Origin of the sequence: Microbispora sp. H10836, from assembly GCF_012999525.1 — a bacterium.
GTDB lineage: Bacteria > Actinomycetota > Actinomycetes > Streptosporangiales > Streptosporangiaceae > Microbispora.
On record NZ_JABBWU010000026.1, the window covers coordinates 75,582 to 94,239 of the forward strand.

The 18,658-nt window shown below is 71.8% G+C and carries 16 protein-coding genes; 6 read left to right on the forward strand and 10 right to left on the reverse strand.

What is annotated here, in order from left to right:
* Positions 1-29: 29 nt before the first annotated feature.
* Entirely contained in the window at positions 30-1,868 is a 1,839-nt protein-coding gene (ilvD, locus tag HHX30_RS34710) for a dihydroxy-acid dehydratase (protein ID WP_169987623.1), read from the reverse strand.
* A gap of 100 nt (positions 1,869-1,968) precedes the next feature.
* A complete protein-coding gene (locus HHX30_RS42185; RefSeq protein WP_310742258.1) occupies positions 1,969-2,571 on the reverse strand; it encodes a nuclease-related domain-containing protein in 603 nt (200 codons plus the stop codon).
* Between the two features lie 372 nt (positions 2,572-2,943).
* On the opposite strand from HHX30_RS42185, the gene HHX30_RS34720 reads away from it, so the two are divergent.
* Entirely contained in the window at positions 2,944-4,371 is a 1,428-nt protein-coding gene (locus tag HHX30_RS34720; protein ID WP_169987626.1) for an amidase, read from the forward strand.
* A gap of 3 nt (positions 4,372-4,374) precedes the next feature.
* On the opposite strand, the gene HHX30_RS34725 is transcribed toward HHX30_RS34720, so the two are convergent.
* The 4 genes from HHX30_RS34725 to pepN form a co-directional block, all read right to left on the reverse strand.
* Positions 4,375-5,343: a hypothetical protein gene (locus tag HHX30_RS34725; protein WP_169987628.1), complete on the reverse strand. Its 969-nt coding sequence runs from the start codon at positions 5,341-5,343 to the stop codon at positions 4,375-4,377.
* 9 nt (positions 5,344-5,352) lie between these two features.
* Positions 5,353-7,188: a DUF2207 family protein gene (locus HHX30_RS34730; RefSeq protein ID WP_169987630.1), complete on the reverse strand. Its 1,836-nt coding sequence runs from the start codon at positions 7,186-7,188 to the stop codon at positions 5,353-5,355.
* 2 nt (positions 7,189-7,190) lie between these two features.
* The gene (locus HHX30_RS34735) at positions 7,191-7,742 is read right to left on the reverse strand and encodes a LemA family protein (protein WP_169987632.1); all 552 of its coding nucleotides are present in this window, start codon (positions 7,740-7,742) and stop codon (positions 7,191-7,193) included.
* Positions 7,743-7,952: 210 nt separating this feature from the next.
* Positions 7,953-10,517 carry an aminopeptidase N gene (pepN, locus tag HHX30_RS34740; protein ID WP_169987634.1) on the reverse strand — a complete coding sequence of 855 codons (2,565 nt, stop codon included), beginning with the start codon at positions 10,515-10,517 and terminating at the stop codon, positions 7,953-7,955.
* A gap of 183 nt (positions 10,518-10,700) precedes the next feature.
* On the opposite strand from pepN, the gene HHX30_RS34745 reads away from it, so the two are divergent.
* Together HHX30_RS34745 and HHX30_RS34750 are read left to right on the forward strand one after the other, a co-directional pair.
* On the forward strand, positions 10,701-11,309 hold the full coding sequence (locus tag HHX30_RS34745) for a DsbA family protein (RefSeq protein ID WP_169987636.1): 609 nt from the start codon (positions 10,701-10,703) through the stop codon (positions 11,307-11,309).
* Between the two features lie 94 nt (positions 11,310-11,403).
* Complete coding sequence (locus tag HHX30_RS34750; protein ID WP_169987710.1) at positions 11,404-12,810, forward strand: aldehyde dehydrogenase family protein; 1,407 nt, start codon at positions 11,404-11,406, stop codon at positions 12,808-12,810.
* Between the two features lies 1 nt (position 12,811).
* Here the strand turns inward: HHX30_RS34750 and def are convergent, their stop codons facing one another.
* Positions 12,812-13,300, reverse strand: coding sequence for a peptide deformylase (gene def, locus HHX30_RS34755; protein ID WP_169987638.1), 489 nt, complete (start codon positions 13,298-13,300; stop codon positions 12,812-12,814).
* Positions 13,301-13,406: 106 nt separating this feature from the next.
* Between def and HHX30_RS34760 the strand changes: the two genes are divergently transcribed.
* Entirely contained in the window at positions 13,407-13,877 is a 471-nt protein-coding gene (locus tag HHX30_RS34760) for a ribose-5-phosphate isomerase (RefSeq protein ID WP_169987640.1), read from the forward strand.
* A gap of 6 nt (positions 13,878-13,883) precedes the next feature.
* Here HHX30_RS34760 and HHX30_RS34765 read toward each other — a convergent pair whose 3' ends face one another.
* Both HHX30_RS34765 and HHX30_RS34770 read right to left on the reverse strand, forming a co-directional pair.
* The gene (locus tag HHX30_RS34765) at positions 13,884-14,045 is read right to left on the reverse strand and encodes a hypothetical protein (RefSeq protein ID WP_169987642.1); all 162 of its coding nucleotides are present in this window, start codon (positions 14,043-14,045) and stop codon (positions 13,884-13,886) included.
* Between the two features lie 36 nt (positions 14,046-14,081).
* The gene (locus HHX30_RS34770; RefSeq protein ID WP_169987644.1) at positions 14,082-15,317 is read right to left on the reverse strand and encodes a GNAT family N-acetyltransferase; all 1,236 of its coding nucleotides are present in this window, start codon (positions 15,315-15,317) and stop codon (positions 14,082-14,084) included.
* A gap of 117 nt (positions 15,318-15,434) precedes the next feature.
* On the opposite strand from HHX30_RS34770, the gene HHX30_RS34775 reads away from it, so the two are divergent.
* Positions 15,435-16,547 carry a PP2C family protein-serine/threonine phosphatase gene (locus tag HHX30_RS34775; RefSeq protein ID WP_169987646.1) on the forward strand — a complete coding sequence of 371 codons (1,113 nt, stop codon included), beginning with the start codon at positions 15,435-15,437 and terminating at the stop codon, positions 16,545-16,547.
* Position 16,548: 1 nt separating this feature from the next.
* On the opposite strand, the gene HHX30_RS34780 is transcribed toward HHX30_RS34775, so the two are convergent.
* A complete protein-coding gene (locus tag HHX30_RS34780; protein ID WP_169987648.1) occupies positions 16,549-17,154 on the reverse strand; it encodes a response regulator transcription factor in 606 nt (201 codons plus the stop codon).
* Positions 17,155-17,344: 190 nt separating this feature from the next.
* On the opposite strand from HHX30_RS34780, the gene HHX30_RS34785 reads away from it, so the two are divergent.
* Positions 17,345-18,649 (forward strand): RIP metalloprotease, encoded by a 1,305-nt coding sequence (locus tag HHX30_RS34785; RefSeq protein ID WP_169987650.1) that lies wholly within the window; start codon positions 17,345-17,347, stop codon positions 18,647-18,649.
* Positions 18,650-18,658 lie beyond the last annotated feature (9 nt).

Below are 18,658 nucleotides of genomic sequence, written 5' to 3' on the forward strand. Positions count from 1 at the left end.
GGTATGGGGGAGCAGCCGTCACGCGCCGATCAACGCGAAAGCTGGGACAGGTCCCGCGAGGCGCCGGTCGAGGCCGAGGTGGTCAGCGCGGCGTACGCCTGCAGGGCGGCGGACACCGGGCGGTGCCGGTCGCGCGGCCGGTAGCCGCCGAGGTCGGCCAGCAGCCGCTCGCGGCGGGCGGCCAGCACGTCCTCGGCCACCTTGAGTTCGATCGAACGGCCCGGGATGTCGATCTCGATGATGTCGCCGTCCTCGACCAGGGCCATCGTGCCGCCCTCGGCCGCCTCGGGGGAGGCGTGGCCGATGGACAGGCCCGAGGTGCCGCCGGAGAAGCGGCCGTCGGTGACCAGCGCGCACGCCTTGCCCAGGCCGCGGCCCTTGAGGAAGCTCGTCGGGTAGAGCATCTCCTGCATGCCGGGGCCGCCCTTGGGGCCCTCGTAGCGGATGACCACGACGTCGCCGGGCTTGACCCGGTCGCCGAGGATGCCCTCGACGGCGTCCTCCTGCGACTCGAACACGACGGCGGGACCGGAGAATCGCCAGATAGACTCGTCCACGCCGGCCGTCTTGACCACGCAGCCGTCCTGGGCGAGGTTGCCGTACAGCACGGCGAGGCCGCCGTCCTTCGTGTAGGCGTGGTCGAGGTCGCGGATGCAGCCCTCGGCGCGGTCGAGGTCGAGCGACTCCCAGCGGGCGTCCTGCGAGTAGGCCTTGACCGTCCGCACGTTGCCGGGCGCCGCGTGCCACAGCTCCATGGCCTCCTCGGTGACCTCCGGAGACTTCGGGTCCCACTTGGCGATGTACTCGGCCATGGAGGAGGAGGACACGGTCGGCAGGTCGCGGTGGAGCAGGCCGGCCCGGTCCAGCTCGCCGAGGATGCCGGGGATGCCGCCCGCCCGGTGCACGTCCTCGACGTGGTACTTCATGGTCGCCGGGGCGACCTTGCACAGGCACGGCACGCGCAGCGACAGCTCGTTGATCTCCTTGAGCCCGAAGTCGACGCCCGCCTCGCGCGCGGCGGCCAGGATGTGGAGGATCGTGTTGGTCGAGCCGCCCATGGCGACGTCGAGCGCCATCGCGTTCTCGAACGCCTCGCGGGTGGCGATGTTCCGCGGCAGGACCGACTCGTCGTCCTCCTCGTAGTAGCGCCGGGTGAGGCCGACGATCTCCCGTCCCGCGTTCTCGAACAGGGCCTTGCGGGCCTTGTGGGTCGCCAGCGTGGTGCCGTTGCCGGGCAGGGCCAGGCCGATGGCCTCGGCGAGGCAGTTCATGGAGTTGGCGGTGAACATGCCGCTGCAGGACCCGCAGGTCGGGCAGGCGTTCTCCTCCATCGCCAGGAGGTCGGCGTCCGACACGCTCGTGTCGGCGGAGGCGATCATCGGGTCGATCAGGTCGAGCTTGCGGCCGGGGATCTTGCCGGCCTCCATCGGACCGCCCGACACGAAGATCGTGGGGATGTTGAGCCGGAAGGCGGCGAGCAGCATCCCCGGCGTGATCTTGTCGCAGTTGGACACGCAGACCAGCGCGTCGGCGCAGTGGGCGTTGACCATGTACTCGACCGCGTCGGCGATCAGCTCGCGGGACGGCAGCGAGTAGAGCATGCCGCCGTGGCCCATCGCGATGCCGTCGTCCACGGCGATCGTGTTGAACTCGCGCGGGACGGCCCCCGCCTCGCTGACCGCACCGGCCACCACCTCGGCGACCTCGCGCAGGTGCACGTGGCCGGGCACGAACTGGGTGAAGCTGTTGGCGATCGCGACGATCGGCTTGCCGAGGTCGCTGCCCGCTACGCCCGTGGCCCGAAGCAGCGCGCGGGCGCCGGCCATGTTCCTGCCGTGGGTGACAGTGCGGGACCTGAGAGCGGGCATCGAGGGACCCCAATCCGGAGACTACTGAGTCTTCAAATGGTACGACCAGTGCCCGGCTGCCGAGACCTGCTGTCCACGTCTCGGGACGACGCGTCGTCCTCTATTCGGGGTACCGCGCGGGCAGCACGCGCTCGGCGGCCCGGTAGATCGCCTCGATCTCGGCCGTGGTGAGCGATCTCTCCCGCTTGGTGATCCACTTGCGTACGAGCCCGCCGGAGAAGACGTCGACCTCGCGGATGTTGAGGATGCGCCAGGGGATCGGCGGGCCGTAGATGGCCAGGGACGGCACCACGGTGATCTCCCGGCCGAGCGCCTTGCTGATCAGGTCGCTGGCCTGCGCCGCCTCCCACCGGGCCTCGTCGAGCCGCGGCTTCTGGTTGAACGGGCCGTGGAAGAGCTTGCGGTGCGACTGGACCCGTACGGGCAGCCGCTTGTCCCACTTCTCCGAGTCCACCGCGTACACCCCGGTGGGCCCGACCACCAGGTGGTCGATCTGGGCCTCGCTGCCGGGGATGGCCCTGGCGTGCAGCGTCTTGTAGCCGTTCCGCTCCAGCTTCTTGAGCTGGGCCTCCGTCTGGCGCTCGGCCGCGGAGGCGCGCCGCCACGCGGGGATGGTGGAGACGGTCCTCGCATGGAAGACGGCGTCGGCGACACACGCGAGGATGGCCGCGGTGAGCCCGAGCCGCCAGCTGCCGAAGAGCACGCCGAACACCACGGCCGCCGCGACCGCGATCAGGGCACGGCGGCGAAGATGGCGATATCGCGTGTCCTGCCACAGGCTGCTCAGCGACGTGCGCTGGACCGGAGCGTACGTGGGGGACGCCGGCGCCTCGGGTGGCGCCGGAGGGCGTTCCGCCTGCTCCGACGTTTGGTCACCGACCCAGATGGGTGACGTATCGTGACCGTCTTCTGGCGCTAGACCGGTATCCACATCACTCACGGTAGTTGAGCCGTCAGCGGCTTGCCTAGTGTTGGATGGTTCATACTTTTGTGGCCTGCTTGAGCCGATTCGTTGCGCGGAAGTGCGGGTATCTTCTCTAGATATCCGCGGCCCGGAGGCCTACCGTTCGGTAGCGTGGCGCACATTCACGATCTTACCGCCCTCGAGCAGGCGGCAGCTGTACGTACGGGTGAACTTTCCCCCGTGGAAATCACCGAGCACTACCTGGAGCGCATCGAGCGGCTCGACCCCGGCCTGGGGGCGTTCGTCACGGTAACCGCCGAGCGAGCCCTCGGCCAGGCGCGCGAGCAGGAGGCCCGGATCGCCGCGGGCGACTCGGAGGACCTGCCCCCGCTGCTCGGCGTACCCGTTCCGATCAAGGACCTCAACTTCGTCAAGGACGTCCCGGTCTACTTCGGCTCGGCCACGTACGAGGGGTTCGTCGCGCCCGCGGACGACAGCGTGGTCGAGCGCCTGCGGGACGCGGGCACGATCATGCTGGGCAAGACGAGCACCCCCGAGTTCGGCATGCCCTGCTACACCGAGACCTACCTGGGCGAGCCGGCCCGCACACCCTGGGACACCACGCGGTCGGCCGGAGGGTCGAGCGGGGGAGCGGGGGCCGCGGTCGCGGCCGGTCTCGCGCCCGTGGCGCAGGGCAGCGACGGCGCCGGCTCGATCCGCATCCCCTCCTCCGTCTGCGGCCTGTACGGCATCAAGCCCAGCCGCGGCCGCATCTCCGCGGCCCCCATCGTGCCCGACCTCGCGGGGCTGTCGACCAACGGGCCGCTGGCCCGCGACGTCGCCGACGCCGCGGCGCTGCTGGACGCCATGGCCCACAACAACCCCGGGGACCTCTACCACGCCCCGCCGCCCGCGCTCGGGTCGTTCTCGGCGTACGTGGGACGCGAGCCGGGCCGGCTGCGGATCGCCCGGTTCGCCACGCCCGCCGTGCCCGGCGCGGAGGTCCACCCCGAGGTGCTCGCGGCGTACGAGAGCGCCTCGGCGGTGCTGGAGTCGCTCGGCCACGAGGTGGAGGAGATCGCCCCGCCGTTCGGGCCGGACGTGGTGCCCGAGTTCGTGAAGATGTGGTTCGCCTTCTCCTGCATGCACCCGGTCGCCGAGGAACTGGAGCCGAAGCTGCGCCCGCTCACCGCGTGGCTGCGCGAGCGCGGCCGCGCCGTCTCGGCCCCCGAGTTCCTCCAGGCGCAGGGGACGCTCCAGCTCGCCACGCGGTTCGCGCTGCTGGTGACCGACACCTACGACGCGGTGCTCTCGCCGACCGTCACCCAGCCGCCCGTGCCGGTGGGCTGGTTCGAGGACGTCGACTCGCCTGAGGAGACGTTCGAGCGGATGATGCGCTTCGCGCCCTTCGCCGCCATCTACAACGTGAGCGGGCAGCCGGCGGTGAACCTCCCGCTCCACTGGACGCCCGAGGGCCTGCCGATCGGCGTCATGCTGGCGGGCAGGTACGGCGACGAGGGGACGCTCATCTCGCTGTCGTCCCAGGTGGAGGCGTCGGTCGGCGGCTTCTGGGGTGACCGCAGGCCGCCGGTCTGGTAACGGCTACCGGAGCAGTCCCACCACGTGGGCGGCGACGTCGGCGAGCAGCGTGGCCGGTCGCACCGGCGCCGCCGCCACAGCGGAGAACAGGGCGGGCAGACCCGGCAGCGGGAAGTCGTCGTCCTCGGTGACCTCGCGGGCCGCGTCGTGCTTGGCCAGCGCGGCCCGGCTGCGCTCCCACGCCTCCAGCACCTCCTCCGGCGACGGCACGCCGAAGCCGTGGCCCACCGGGGCCGCGTGGCGCAGCCGTACGAGCGGGGTGTCGGCGAACGCCAGCGCGATCCGGCAGCGGGCGGACAGGTCGTCGAGGTCCGGCACCCAGGCGAGTGCCCGGCAGGGGGTGCGGCACCGGCCGGCGCAGGTGGCCAGGGCCCCCGCCACCTGACTGTGCTGCCGGTCGAAGTAGGCCCGCCAGCCCGGCGGCGGCTCCACGGCCACGCGCAGCGTCCGCTCGGCCGCCGACCGCTCGGCCCTGGTGTGGTCGCACTCCCTGACGGGCATGGTCCCGAACCGGCTGCCGGGGGCGCGCAGGCCCTCCGGCCAGCGGACCGGGTCGCCCGCGTGGCCGAGCGCGGGCTCGAAGGCGAGCAGGGGCAGATACTCGCTGCAGATGTGGACGGCTGCGATCATCGCGCTGAGCTCGCGCCGCCGCCAGCGGGCCTCGATCACCTCCAGGAGCAGCGCGTAGGCCGGTCGCAGCGAGTCGAGCGCGCCGCGCGGCTGCTCCCTCGGCGTCTGCGGCATGTGGCACGCGCGGGCGCGCCTGCGCAGGTCGGCGGGCACCGTCTGAGCGTCGATCTCGGTGGCGAAGTCCTCCGCGTCGAGGGTGAGCAGCCGCTGGCCGAACTCGCAGACCGACGCCACCAGGGCCGCCCGCCCGCCCTCTCCGAGCACGTCGGGCGCCAGCGCGCCGACGTCGCCGAAGGAATGCCTACGAGCCAGGGCGATCAACAGGTCTCGGGCTGAGTGCACCCGACGACCTTACTGACTGAGGCGGGCGGCGGCCGTACGGGCGAGCTCGATCAGCGGGCCGGGCGGCGGCGGGCCCTGCGGGGACGACACGGCGATCGCGAACGTGCCCCGGCGGGTGGCCGCCGACACCAGGCCGGGGTAGAGCATGGCGCCGTCGCCGACCCCCTCGACCGGCCGGCCCTGAACCCGGGTCAGCGTGTGCCCGACCACCATGAGGTAGCGGGAGCGCAGGCCGGTGGCGGCGTGGACGTCCACCGTCACGCCCGTGCCGGTCTCGTACCGGCAGGAGTCGACGTGGAGCCAGGACGGCGCGGGCGGGCCGTCGCACGCCACAGGGGCCCCGACGTCGATCCCGAGGGCGCGCTTGAGGTCGGCGGGGGTGACGAGGTCGGCCGGGTGCACGCCGTTCGCCGTCGTCCCACGGGCCAGGGGCTCGGGCAGTATCCGCACCTCGCCCAGGTTCTCCGGCGCGTCCACCAGGTGCTCACCGGTGTCGTCGTAGGAGGGGGTGTCTCGCGGACGCGAGTCCTCGATCACGTCGATCCGCCTGATCCAGCCGAGCCTGCGCCCCACCACGGCGCGCACCTTGTCGCCCTCCCGCAGCGGGTGCCACATCTCCTCGCTCAGGCACATGGCCCTGACCTCGCGCGAGACTCCTTCGTCGATCGCGCACCAGTACGTCCACTTGGGGTCGTCGTTCGCCTTTCCGCCGTCCTGGAAGCGGCGCAGCCGGGCGATCTGGCCCTCGACCGTCGCGGTGCCGCCGAGGTCGGAGATCGCGTACATGATCGGCAGCCCGGCGACCGCCAGCCCGACGGCGAGGGCGGCGGGCAGGACGAGCCCGTCCGGCCACACGCCGAAGGCGGCGGCGAGCACCAGGAGGATCCAGCTGAAGAACCCGGCGAACCAGCCGGCTATGAAACCCCGGCCGATCGTCCGTCCCGGCGGCCGGCCCCACAGCAGGCGCGAGGGGTAGCGGACGTCCACGACGTGCCACATCCCGCCGTAGTCGGACCAGGCCCGGTTGTCGTCGGCCGGGGTGCTGACCGGAAGGCTCCTGACGGCCCGCGGCGCGAGCCCGAGCGCGGCGGCGTACGCGAGGTGGCGGCCCCAGATCGTGACCGAGGCGGCGGGCTGCTCGGCGAACCGCCCGGTCGCCCGCAGGTGCTCGCGGACGCCGAGCCAGTGCGCGGCGGCCCCGGCCCCCTCGGCCGTGCCGCGCTCTCCGTTCAGCCGGCCCATCAACGCCAGGAGCAGGGCGAAGGACACGATCGCCGCACCGACTCCGCCGTCGCGGTGCGTACGGGTGTCGTCAATGGAGACCGCGATGCCGATCGCCACGGAGGGGACGCTCGCGGCCAGGCTGAGGAGCAGCGCGTGCGCCCGGCTCCAGCGCGGCCGGGACAGGCCCTGCTCCCGCGCTTCGACGATCACCTTCTTGCGGAAGCTCTTCCACCACCGGCCGAGGTCGCGCGACCCCTCGGCCAGCGCACCCGTCGCGACCACGCCGTCGACCGCCAGCGAGCGGACGTGGTCGTAGACGAGCCGCTCGTACGGCCGCAGGCCGCCCGGCTCCTTGCGCAGCCGTACGAGGGACAGTTCGGGACCGATCTCCTCGACGGCCAGGACTCCCCTGGCGGCCAGGTCGAGCAGGGTGGCCGAGACCGCCTCGTCGCACAGCCGCCAGTTTCCGGTGATCAGGTCGACCACCGCGGGGGAGTGCCCGGCGAGCTCCCCGGTGGCCGGTCCCGGCTCGACGTCCGGGTTCCTCTTCGCCACGGCGAGCGCGAGCAGGAGCAGCAGCCACAGGCCGGTCGCCGCCGCGGCGGCCACCCAGGCGGGCATGGTCAGAACCTGACCCGCACGGGGCCGCGCTCCTCGCCGGGCGCCTGGAAGTACTCGCGGGGTGCGAAACCGGTCATCCCGGCCACGATGTTCGCGGGAACCGCCTGGACGGCGTTGTTGTAGGTCAGGACGGCGTCGTTGTAGTACTGCCGGGAGTAGGCGATCCGGTTCTCGGTGGCGGCCAGCTCCTCCTGGAGCTCGGCGAAGTTGCTGCTCGCCTTGAGATCGGGGTGGGCCTCGGCCACCGCGATCAGGCTCTTCAGCGCGTCCGACAGCATGTTCTCGGCGGCCGCCTGCTCGGCCGGGCCCCGGGCGCCGATCGCCCGGGAGCGCGCCGCGACGACGGCCTCCAGCGTGGCCCGCTCGTGGGCGGCGTAGCCCTTGACGGTCTCCACGAGGTTGGGGATCAGGTCGTAGCGGCGCTTGAGCTGCACGTCGATCTGCGCCCAGGCGTTGTCGGCGTTGTTGCGGGCGCGTACGAGACGGTTGTAGACGGAGACGAACGCCGCGACGAGGACGGCCACGACGGCGAGGGCGACGATCAAGGGGATCATGGAGGCCTCCTGCACGGACGGTAGTCCCGGTCCGTCCCCCCTGTAAACGGCCTGGCGGACGGCCCGGTGCGCCCATGGCACCGCCGGTGCCTTGCACGGGGCTTGCGCCGCGCTTTCATCAGCCCCGCTGAAGGCCCCCCCGGCACGCCCGAGGGCCCCGGCGGTGCTTCGCCGGGGCCCTCGGGGGTTCGCGGAATCAGGTGAGACGCGTCAGGCTGAGGCGTCGCGGGCACGGGCGCGCAGCGCCCGGCTGACGCCGTCGGCGCCCTCGAGCAGCAGGCGCCGCAGCGCGTGCGGCGGCTGCTTCGCGCTGATGTGGTCCTGCGTGCGGGCCACGGTCTCCGGACGGATCAGCAGCGCGGGGTAGCAGCCGACGGCGAAGTTCTGCGCCATGTCGGAGGTCCACTCGCTCCAGATCCGCCCGACCTCCTCGAAGTACCGGTCGCCGTACGGCTCCAGCAGCTCGGGGTGGTGCGGGTCCACGAAGCCGAGGATCGTGGAGCGCAGCAGCGCGCCGCTGAGCTCGCCTCCCACGAGCGCCGCCCAGGTCTCGGCCTTGGCCTCCGGGGTCGGGATCGCGGCCCGGCTGGTGGCGGCCGAGCGCTCGCCGGTCGCGGTGGCGTCCCGCGCCAGCTCCGCGTCGATGTCCCCGGCGCCGAGCACGCCGCCGGACACGAGCGCGTGGATGAGCGTCCAGCGCAGGTCGGTGTCGACGGCCAGGCCCCCGGGCACCTCGGTGCCGTCGAGGACGCCCTTGAGGAACGCCAGGTCGTCGGGCGAGGTGGCGGTCGCGGCGAAGGCGTTGACGTAGGCGAGCTGGTGGTCCGAGCCCGGCTCCGCCGCCGCGATCAGGCGGCGCAGCGCGCCGGCCAGCTCGGCGAGGCCGGTGTCCCGCCACGCCGGGTCGGCGTACTGCTGCACGGCCTGGCGGGCCTGGCGCAGCACGGTCTGCAGGACGGTCATGTCGCGCACCGAGTCGATGCCGGAGACGACCAGCTTGACGTAGTCGCGGGTGGCCATCTCGGCGTCCCGCGTCATGTCCCAGGCGGCCGACCAGCACAGCGCGCGGGGCAGCGACTCGTTGAACGCGGTGATCCCGCCGTTCACGAGGGTCTGCAGCGACCGCTCGTCGAGCCGGATCTTGGCGTAGGTGAGGTCGTCGTCGTTCACCAGCACGAGGTCGGGCCGGGCCTCGCCGACCAGCTCGGGCACGGCCGTACGCGCCCCGACCACGTCGAGCTCGACCCGCTTGGTCCTGGTCAGCACGCCGTCCCGCAGGGAGTACAGGCCGATGGCCACCCGGTGCGAGCGCAGCGTCGGGTGCTCCTGCGTGGCTTCCTGCAGCACGTCGAAGCTCAGGAACCGGCCCTCGTCGTCCGTGGTGAAGGACGGCCGCAGCGTGTTGACGCCCGAGGTCTCCAGCCACTCCTTGGACCAGGACGACAGGTCGCGCCCGGAGGTGCGCTCCAGCGCCGACAGCAGGTCCTGCAGGGTGGTGTTCTTCCAGGCGTGCTCGTTGAAGTAGTCGCGCACCCCGGCGAGGAAGTTGTCGAGCCCCACGTACGCGACGAGCTGCTTGAGCACCGAGGCGCCCTTGGCGTACGTGATGCCGTCGAAGTTGACCTCGACGGCCTGCATGTCCGGGATGTCGGCGGCGATGGGGTGGGTGGAGGGCAGCTGGTCCTGCCGGTAGGCCCAGGCCTTCTCGACGTTGGCGAACGTCGTCCACGCGCCCTGGCCCCACCGGGTGGCCTCGGCCTGGCACAGCACGGACATGTAGGTGGCGAACGACTCGTTCAGCCACAGGTCGTCCCACCAGCGCATGGTGACGAGGTCGCCGAACCACATGTGCGCCATCTCGTGCAGGATCGTCTCGGCGCGGCGCTCGATGACCGCGTCGGTCACGCGCGAGCGGAAGACGTAGTCCTCCAGGAACGTCACCGCCCCGGCGTTCTCCATGGCGCCGGCGTTGAACTCGGGCACGAACAGCTGGTCGTACTTGCCGAAGGGGTAGCGCAGGCCGAAAACGCGGTGGAAGAAGTCGAAGCCCTGCTTGGTGACCTCGAAGATGTTCCCGGCGTCGAGGTACTGCGCGAGCGAGCGCCGCACGTAGACGCCGAGCGGGATGCCGTCGTGCTCGTCCCGCACGACGGCGTACGGCCCGGCGATGAGGGCCGTGATGTACGTCGACATGACAGGGGTCGGCGGGAAGTGCCAACGCTTGGCGGCCTGCAGCGTGCCGTGCCGCCCGTGGTGCTCCTCCAGCTGGTCGACCGCGTCGGGGGCGGCGTTGGACACCACCTCCCAGTCGGCGGGGGCGAGGACGGTCAGCTCGAAGGTCGCCTTGAGGTCCGGCTGGTCGAAGCAGGCGTACATCCGGTGGGCGTCGGCCGTCTCGAACTGGCTGTGCAGGTAGACCTGCTGGTCCACGGGGTCGACGAAGCGGTGCAGGCCCTCACCGGTGCGCATGTAGGAGCAGTCGGCGTCCACACGCAGCTCGTTGTGCCCGGCCAGCCCCGGCAGCGGAATGCGCCCCTTCTCGGCGTCGTAGGTGCTGACGTCCAGCTCCCTGCCGTTGAGTACGACCTTCCGCACGTGCGCGCCGTGCAGGTCGATGAAGGTGTCCGCCCCCTCGCGGTCCGCGGTGAAGTGGACCGTCGTGATGCTCTCGTACCGCTCCTCGCCCTCCGTCAGGTCGAGTTCGACCTGGTAGGACTGGACGGAGAGCAGCCGAGCGCGCTCCCTAGCCTCGTCCCGTGTCAGATTCCCTGCCACACCCGCTCCTCATCACATGATCAAGCCCCCGGGTCCCCGCCGCCCCGTCGCGTCAGGGAATGCATGAATCCTGCCACGCCGCGGGGGACATCGCGGATTCGAGATCGCTCCTACCTGGAATAGGAGATTTCCTGCCCGGGTTGACGACCGAGGGAACCATAGTCCGTTCGAGAGGGTGTCACAGTGTCCGACCGAAAGCTTGTCGATTTCTGGTTCGACCCCGCCTGCCCCTGGGCGTGGATCACCTCGCGCTGGATCCACGAGGTGGCCGCGCTGCGGCCCATCGATGTGCGCTGGCACATCATGAGCCTGGCGGTGCTCAACGAGGACAAGGACATCCCCGCCGACTACCGCGAGCGGGTCGAGCAGACGCTCGGCGCCGTACGGGTGCTCGCCGCCGCGGCGGACAAGTACGGCGAGGAGGTCCTCGGCGACCTCTACACCGAGATCGGAAGGCGCTTCCACGACGAGGGGCGCGAGCGCGACCGGGCCACGCTCGCCGAGGCCCTCACCGCCGCCGGGCTCGACTCCGCGCTGGTCGCCGCGCACGACTCGGACGAGTACGACGAGGCGATCCGGCGCTCGCACGGCGAGGGCATCGACCTGGTCGGTCAGGAGGTCGGCACGCCCGTCGTCGCCGTCGAGGGCACGGCGTTCTTCGGCCCCGTCGTGTCGCCGATCCCGAGGGGCGAGGCCGCCGCCCGGCTGTGGGACGGCGTCCTGCTCGTCGCCGGCACCGACGGCTTCTTCGAGCTGAAGCGGTCCCGGACCCGAGACCCGATCTTCACCTGAGACTTACAGGCTCCTTCACCGGCGCGCGAATCGATCGGAAAGGTTTCGGCCGGAAGACTCGCCATCTGACAGTCGAGGCGCAAGGATGAGTGACATGCGTCACCTCTACGTGAACGGAGCCTGGGTCCCGTCCTCCTCCCGCGAGGCCGTCGACGTCGTCAACCCCGCGACCGAGGAGGTCGTGGACCGGGTGCCCGCGGGGTCGCCCGCCGACGTCGAGTCCGCCGTCGCCGCCGCCCGTGCCGCCTTCCCCTCCTGGTCGGCCCTGGATCCGGCCGAACGCGCCGCGTTCCTGGGGGCGGCGGCCGGGCTGCTCAAGGAACGCGCCCAGGAGATCGCGGCGACGATCGCCACCGACATGGGGGCTCCGCTCACGCTCGCGCTGAAGGTGCAGACGCTGATGCCCGCCGAGGTGCTGGCCTTCTACGCCGACCTCGCCAAGAGGTACGAGTTCGACGCCGGCCGTGTGGGCAACTCGCTGATCGTGCGCGAGCCCGTCGGCGTGGTGGGCGCGATCACGCCGTGGAACTACCCGCTCCACCAGGTCGTGTGCAAGGTGGCCCCGGCTTTGGCCGCAGGCTGCACGGTGGTGCTCAAGCCGAGCGAGGTCGCGCCGCTCGCCGCGTACGCGCTGGCCGACATCCTCCACGAGGTCGGCCTGCCGCCCGGCGTGTTCAACATGGTCAGCGGTCACGGGCCGGTGGTCGGCGAGGCCATCGCGGCCCATCCGGATGTCGACATGGTGTCGTTCACCGGTTCCACCAGGGCCGGCCGCCGGGTCGCGGCCCTCGCGGCCGAGACGGTCAAGCGGGTGGCCCTGGAGCTCGGCGGCAAGTCGGCGAACATCATCCTGCCCGACGCCGACCTGGAGAAGGCGGTGAAGAACGGGGTCGCCGGGGCGTACCTCAACTCCGGCCAGACCTGCTCGGCGCTGAGCCGGATGCTGGTCCACTGGGACCAGTACGACGACGCGGTACGGCTCGCCGTCGAGGCGGCCGGCGCCTACGCTCCCGGAGATCCGTTCGCCGAGGGCACGCGTCTGGGACCGCTGGTGTCCGCCGCCCAGCGCGACCGGGTCGTCAGGTACATCAACCGCGGCCAGGAGGAGGGCGCCCGCCTCGTGCTCGGCGGGACCGACAACCCCATGGAACGCGGCTACTACGTCGAGCCCACGATCTTCGCGGGCGTCTCGCCCGGCATGTCCGTCGAGCAGGAGGAGATCTTCGGCCCGGTGCTGTCGATCATCCCGTTCTCGTCGGAGAACGAGGCCGTCGAGATCGCCAACGGCACGCCGTACGGGCTGTCGGGGGCGGTGTGGGCGGGCACCGAGGACAGGGCGCTCGCGGTCGCGCGCCGCCTGCGCACCGGGCAGGTGGCCGTCAACGGCGGCCGGTTCAACACGATGGCGCCGTTCGGGGGCTACAAGCACTCCGGGATCGGCCGCGAGCTCGGCGAGTTCGGCCTGGAGGAGTTCCTGGAGGTCAAGGCCATCCAGCTCTGAGTCAGGGCGTCTGCAGGAGGATCTTGCGGCGCTCGTCCTTGCCCAGCCGGTCGACGTACAGCGTGCCTTCGAGGTGGTCGAACTCGTGCTGGAAGCACCGGGCGAGCATGCCCCGGGCCTTGACGGCGACGGGCCTGCCGAGCTTGTCGACCCCGCGCAGGGTGACCCCGGCGGCGCGGGCGGTCGGGGCGTACAACGGCTTGCCGGTCTCCTTGCCGGGCACCGACAGGCAGCCCTCCTCCTCGACGACCTGCTCGGGGTCGTCGATCGTGAGCTCCGGGTTGATCACGTGGCCCTTGCGGTTGCTGATGTCGTAGACGAACAGCCGGCGGCCCACGCCGATCTGCGGCCCGGCCAGCCCCACGCCGTCGGCCTGGTACATGACGGCGAACATCTCCTCGATCAGCCGGCGCAGCTCGCGGTCGAAGTCCGTCACCGGTTCTGCGGGGGTGCGGAGGACCGGGTCGCCGACGTAACGCAGCTCGCGCATGACACTCCTGTCAGGCCGGAGGTGTAAGGGACGGATGCCATCTTGGCTATTACTTTAGTGGAGCCCGGGGTCGTCTCCGCCAGAGGCCTTCTGGGAAACTTGTGTCGTGCGTGTCTACATCGGTGCCGACCATGCCGGCTACGAGCTGAAGAATCACCTGGTCTCCTGGCTGAAGGAGCAGGGCCACGACGTGGAGGACTGCGGGCCCCACGTCTACGACGCCGAGGACGACTACCCGCCGTTCGTGCTGCGCGCCGCCCAGGGCGTGGCCGGCGACGCGGGCAGTCTCGGGGTGGTGATCGGCGGTTCGGGGAACGGCGAGCAGATCGCCGCCAACAAGGTGCGGGGGGTGCGCGCGGCCCTCGCCTGGAACGAGGACACGGCGAAGCTGGCCCGCGAGCACAACGACGCCAACGTGATCAGCCTGGGCGCCCGGCAGCACACGCCGGAGGAGGCCGTCCGGTTCGTCGGGCTCTTCCTGGCCACGCCGTTCTCCGGGGCCGAGCGGCACGCCCGGCGGATCCGCCAGCTCGCCGACTACGAGACCACCGGCGAACTGCCGCCGCTGCCCGCCTGAGTAGCTCTAGCGCGCGTCCCTGTCCCGGCCCCGGCGGGGCTCCCGCCGGGGCGTCTCGTCGCGCAGCGGCCGCTGGTCGGCGGCCTCCAGCTGCTCCGGCGTCGGCCGGGACACGTCGCGGGCCCGCATGGCCGTGATCGCGGTGATCTGCAAACTCTGCAGCGCCATGCCCGAAGCCTACGCCCCGGCTGTCCGCGGCGCGGCTCAGAACACCCGGCAGCCCCACGGAGCGGGGTCCCAGGCCATCGCGGCCGACAGCTCGCGCAGGGCGCCCGCCCGGTGCTCCCGCACCAGTCCGGCCTCCGCCGCCGCGATCAGAGGCCGCCCGCCGAGGTACGCCGCGCCCAGCACTCCGACCGGCAGCGTGAGGTCCGCGGGCGCCTCGCTCCGTTCGCACGACCCCTCCCCGCCGGCCGCCTTCAGCCGCCGGCGTCCGGCGTTCCACGGGCAGACCTCGTCCTCCACCTCGACGACAAGGTCGGCGGGGGCGGCGTAGGCGCGGGCGGCCAGGGCCCGGTCCACGTCCACGAGACGGACCCACAGGTCGTCGACCCAGACCGCGTTGAGCTGGCGGGGCTCGGCCAGCAGGTGCATGATCGGGTCGTCCATCGGGCGCCGCTCGGCGTGGACGACCGCGCACAGGTCGCGGTCGAGGACGCCGCGCCAGACCAGCGCGTACGCCGCGGGGTCGGAGGCATGCAACTCCAGGAGCCGGACCTCCCCGTCCGGCACGTTGTGCTCGTTCCAGCCGGACTTCGCCCGGAACAGCGCGTAGCCGCGGGGCCCCGCCGGGTCCTCCGCGATCAGGCAGCGCAGCGGGCCCATCCCGCCCCGGTCGTGGTCGGTGTCCGGGAGGATCTCGGCCCGCCAGTACGCCTCCGAGCGCCCGTAGAGGCCGGGACGGCCGGGCTGTACGGCGTCGTAGACCTGGCGGAGCCCGGCGAGCTCGTCGGCCGGCCGCGCCCCCCGGAGGCGTAGCGCGGGATCGGCGGGGGCCGAGCGGGTGAAGGCCGAGCCGTGGGTGGGGATGCGGAAGTTGAGGGCGTCGGCGGCCCTGCCGTACCCGAAGCGGCCGTAGATGCCGGCCTCGCTGGCGTAGAGCGCGGCGACGGCCTCACCCCCGCTGTCGTGCAGGTCGTGCAGCTGATGGGTCATCAGCGCGGTCAGCACGCCCTGCCGGCGGTGTGAGGGGAGCACGCCCACCGACGTGACCCCGGCGACGGGGATGGGCCCGCCGGGGACCGTCATCCGGAAGGACAGCGCGCCGGCGCAGCCGACCGGCAGGTCGCCGTCGAAGGCGGACACCAGGCGGTCGATCTCCATGATCTCGCGCCAGCGGTCGGCGATCTCCAGGGGATAGGTGGAGCTGAACGCCTCGTAGGCGACGGCCACGAAAGCCGGCCACTCGGCTTCCTCGATGGGGCGGACGGCGATGCTCATCGAATCACCGTAGAAGCGGACCGCCGCGCGGGGCGACCCAATATCCGTGCCGGATGATCTAGACCTTGGTCAAGCAGGTGCCGCGACCTGGGATGTCCGGATACAGTCGAGGCCATCATGACTTCCCGTCCGGCGCCGCTGATCCCTCCTCGGCTGCGCGCGCTCCTGGCGCGCGTACCGCTCCTGGTGCCGTTGGTTCGTTTCGCCAGGAAAGTCTGGTCGAGGGACCGGTACCTCCTCATCGCTCTCGCCGTGCTCACCATCGTGGTCGGCGTGCTCGACGCGGAGGTGTCGGCGTACTGGTTCTCGCCCTCGCTGCTGATCCTCTTCACCCTGATCGGCGGCCTCCAGCTCCGGCTGCGCAGCCTCGCGATCCTGCTGTGCGTGGTCGTGGCGTCCCTGGCATACATGGGACCGATCACGGGGGTGCCCAGCGTCGGGCCCGGCCTCCTGATCACGATGGGCTTCACCGCCGCGCTGGCGTGGACGATGGCCCGGACCCGGGGCAAGCTCGGCGTCCAGGGCCTGCGCGGCGACGCGATGCTGCTGGAGCTGCGCGACCGGCTCAAGCGGCAGAGCGAGCTGCCGTCGCTGCCCAAGGACTGGGGTGGCAAGGTGGTGCTCAAACAGGCCGGGGGATCGTCGTTCGGCGGCGACTTCGTCGTCTCGATGCGGGAGGGCGACCGGGTCCAGGTCGCGGTCGTCGACGTGTCCGGCAAGGGCGTGGACGCGGGCACCCGCGCACTCATGCTGTCGGGCACCTTCGGCGGGCTGCTCGGCTCGGTGGACGACTTCCTCGTCGCGTGCAACTCCTACCTGCACCGCCAGCTCGGCGACGAGGGGTTCGTCACCGCCGTCCACCTCGACCTCGACCTGTCCACGGGGGCGTACACCATCACCTCGGCCGGACACCCGCCGGTGGTGCGGTTCGACGCCGGGTCGGGCACGTGGCGGGTGTCCACGGCGAAGGGTGTCGTGCTCGGCGTTGTTCCGGATCTGGCGTGCGAGACCGACAGCGGGGTGCTGCGCAGGGGCGACGCGCTCATGCTGTTCACCGACGGGCTGATCGAGCAGCCCGGCCGGGACATCGACGCCGGGCTCGACCGGTTGCTGGGAGAGGCGGAGCGGCTGCTGCCGTCCGGGTTCCGGGACAAGGCCCGGCAGCTCGTCCAGTCGATGTCCTCCGGCCACAACGACGACTGCGCGCTCGTCCTGATCTGGCGCCCTTAGCTCACAGCCAGCCGGAGTCGGTGGCGATGCGGACGGCGTCGACGCGGCTGCGCGCCCCGGTCTTGACGAGGATGCGCGACAGGTGATTGCGCACGGTGCCGACGGACAGGGCCAGCTCCGCGGCGATCTCCTTCGGGCGCGCGCCCCCCGCCGCGAGCCGCAGCACCTCGTGCTCCCGCGGCGTCAGCGGGCAGTCGGCGGCCTCCAGCGCGGCGACCGCCAGCTCGGAGTCGACGACCCGGCGCCCGGCGGTGATCCGGCGGATGCCGTCGGCGAGCTGCTCAGGGCCCACCTCGATGCTCAGGTAGCCCAGGACGCCCGTCGCGAAGGCCCGCTTCACGTGACCCGGGCTCGGCTGCGCCGACAGCAGCATCACCCGGCAGCGCGGCACCTTCTCGCCGAGCCGTGCCGCCGCGCTGAGCCCGTCCACGCCGGGCAGGTCCGCGTCGATGACGGCGGCGTCCGGTCGCACGTCCAGCGCCGCGGGCACGATGTCCTCGCCCGACCCGACGTCCGCGACCACCCGCAGGTCGTCCTCCCCGTCGAGGGACGCGACCAGGCCACGCCGTACCAACGGAAGATGCTCGGCCACCAGGATCCGGATCAAGATGCTCCCCTCTGCACGTCTCTCAAAGGGTGATCGACCAATTGCGTACTGTCAACGAAGTGTCCCTAATCGGTCACGGGTGGGCAAGCCGAACCCGGGCCGGAAAAGTCTTCGCTCTCGCGCCGGTGGGCTACGCTCGAAAGGTGCTTCGTCTGCCAGGGCACCTTCTCCACCTCGGGGGTACGCGCTGATGAGCTGGCTCATCGTGGCCGGATTCGTGATCGTCTTCGTGGGCCTGCTGCTCTCGATCGCGCTTCATGAGATCGGGCACCTCGTGCCCGCCAAGCTCTTCGGTGTCCGCGTGACCCAATACATGGTGGGTTTCGGGCCCACGATGTGGTCGCGCAGGCGGGGCGAGACCGAGTACGGCGTGAAGTGGATCCCGCTCGGCGGCTACATCCGCATGATCGGCATGCTCCCGCCGCGCCCCTCGGACGAGCCGGGCAAGCTGCGCAGCGTCTCCACGGGCCCCTGGCAGGGGCTCATCGAGAACGCGCGGGCCGTCGCCTCGGAGGAGATCCGGCCGGGTGACGAGAACCGGGTCTTCTACCGCAAGCCCTGGTGGCAGAAGGTCATCATCATGGCCGGCGGCCCGGCGATGAACTTCGTGCTGGCGTTCGTGCTGTTCGCGGTCGTGATCATGGGGTTCGGCGTGCGCGAGCAGACCCCGGTCGTGTCCTCGGTGTCCAAGTGCGCCATCCCGGCCGCCGAGGCGCAGCACCGCGACTGCCGGGAGAACGATCCGCTGACGCCCGCCGCCAAGGCCGGCCTGCGGCCCGGCGACCACATCGTCGCCATCGGCGGCACGGCGGTCACCGACTGGTCGACGGCGCAGCGGCTGATCCGGGAGCACGGCGCGGGGGTGACGACGCTCGGCATCGAGCGGGGCGGGCAACGGACCGACGTGCGGGTCGACCTGATCGCGCAGGACATGCCCTCGCTGACCGACCCCGACAAGGTCGAGAAGAACGTCGGCTTCCTGGGCGTGAGCCCGACCACCGTCGTCGAGAAGAAGGGCCCCGGCTACGTCGTCGGGCAGATGTGGGACCTGACCGAGCGCACCGCCGTCGCGATGGTCAACATCCCCAAGAAGATGGTCGGCGTGTGGAACGCCGCGTTCTCCGGAGACAAGCGCGACCCGAACGGGCCGATCGGCATCGTGGGGGCGGGCCGGATCGGCGGTGAGATCGCCGCCTCGGACCTCTCGGTCGAAAGCAAGATCGAAATCTTCATCAACCTGCTGGCCGCGCTGAACCTCGCGGTGGGCATGTTCAACCTGATCCCGCTGCTGCCGCTCGACGGCGGGCACATCGCCGGCGGGCTCTGGGAGGGCCTCAAGCGGGCCCTCGCGCGGGTGCGCCGCCGCCCCGCCCCCGGTTACGTGGACGTGGCCAAGGCGCTCCCGCTGACGTACGTCATGGCGGCCCTGCTGGTCGTCATGGGCGGCCTTCTCATCTACGCCGACCTCGTCAACCCGGTCCGCCTGTCCGGCTGAGCCCGCCGG

What these genes read in the sequence shown, in the direction of transcription:
- HHX30_RS34750 (WP_169987710.1), top strand. Translation starts at nt 11,404, where the DNA reads ATGCGTCACCTCTACGTGAACGGAGCCTGGGTCCCGTCCTCCTCCCGC.
- ilvD (WP_169987623.1), bottom strand. Translation starts at nt 1,868, where the DNA reads ATGCCCGCTCTCAGGTCCCGCACTGTCACCCACGGCAGGAACATGGCC.
- HHX30_RS34765 (WP_169987642.1), bottom strand. Translation starts at nt 14,045, where the DNA reads ATGGCGCTGCAGAGTTTGCAGATCACCGCGATCACGGCCATGCGGGCC.
- HHX30_RS34735 (WP_169987632.1), bottom strand. Translation starts at nt 7,742, where the DNA reads ATGATCCCCTTGATCGTCGCCCTCGCCGTCGTGGCCGTCCTCGTCGCG.
- HHX30_RS34775 (WP_169987646.1), top strand. Translation starts at nt 15,435, where the DNA reads ATGACTTCCCGTCCGGCGCCGCTGATCCCTCCTCGGCTGCGCGCGCTC.
- HHX30_RS34770 (WP_169987644.1), bottom strand. Translation starts at nt 15,317, where the DNA reads ATGAGCATCGCCGTCCGCCCCATCGAGGAAGCCGAGTGGCCGGCTTTC.
- HHX30_RS34730 (WP_169987630.1), bottom strand. Translation starts at nt 7,188, where the DNA reads ATGCCCGCCTGGGTGGCCGCCGCGGCGGCGACCGGCCTGTGGCTGCTG.
- def (WP_169987638.1), bottom strand. Translation starts at nt 13,300, where the DNA reads ATGCGCGAGCTGCGTTACGTCGGCGACCCGGTCCTCCGCACCCCCGCA.
- HHX30_RS34785 (WP_169987650.1), top strand. Translation starts at nt 17,345, where the DNA reads ATGAGCTGGCTCATCGTGGCCGGATTCGTGATCGTCTTCGTGGGCCTG.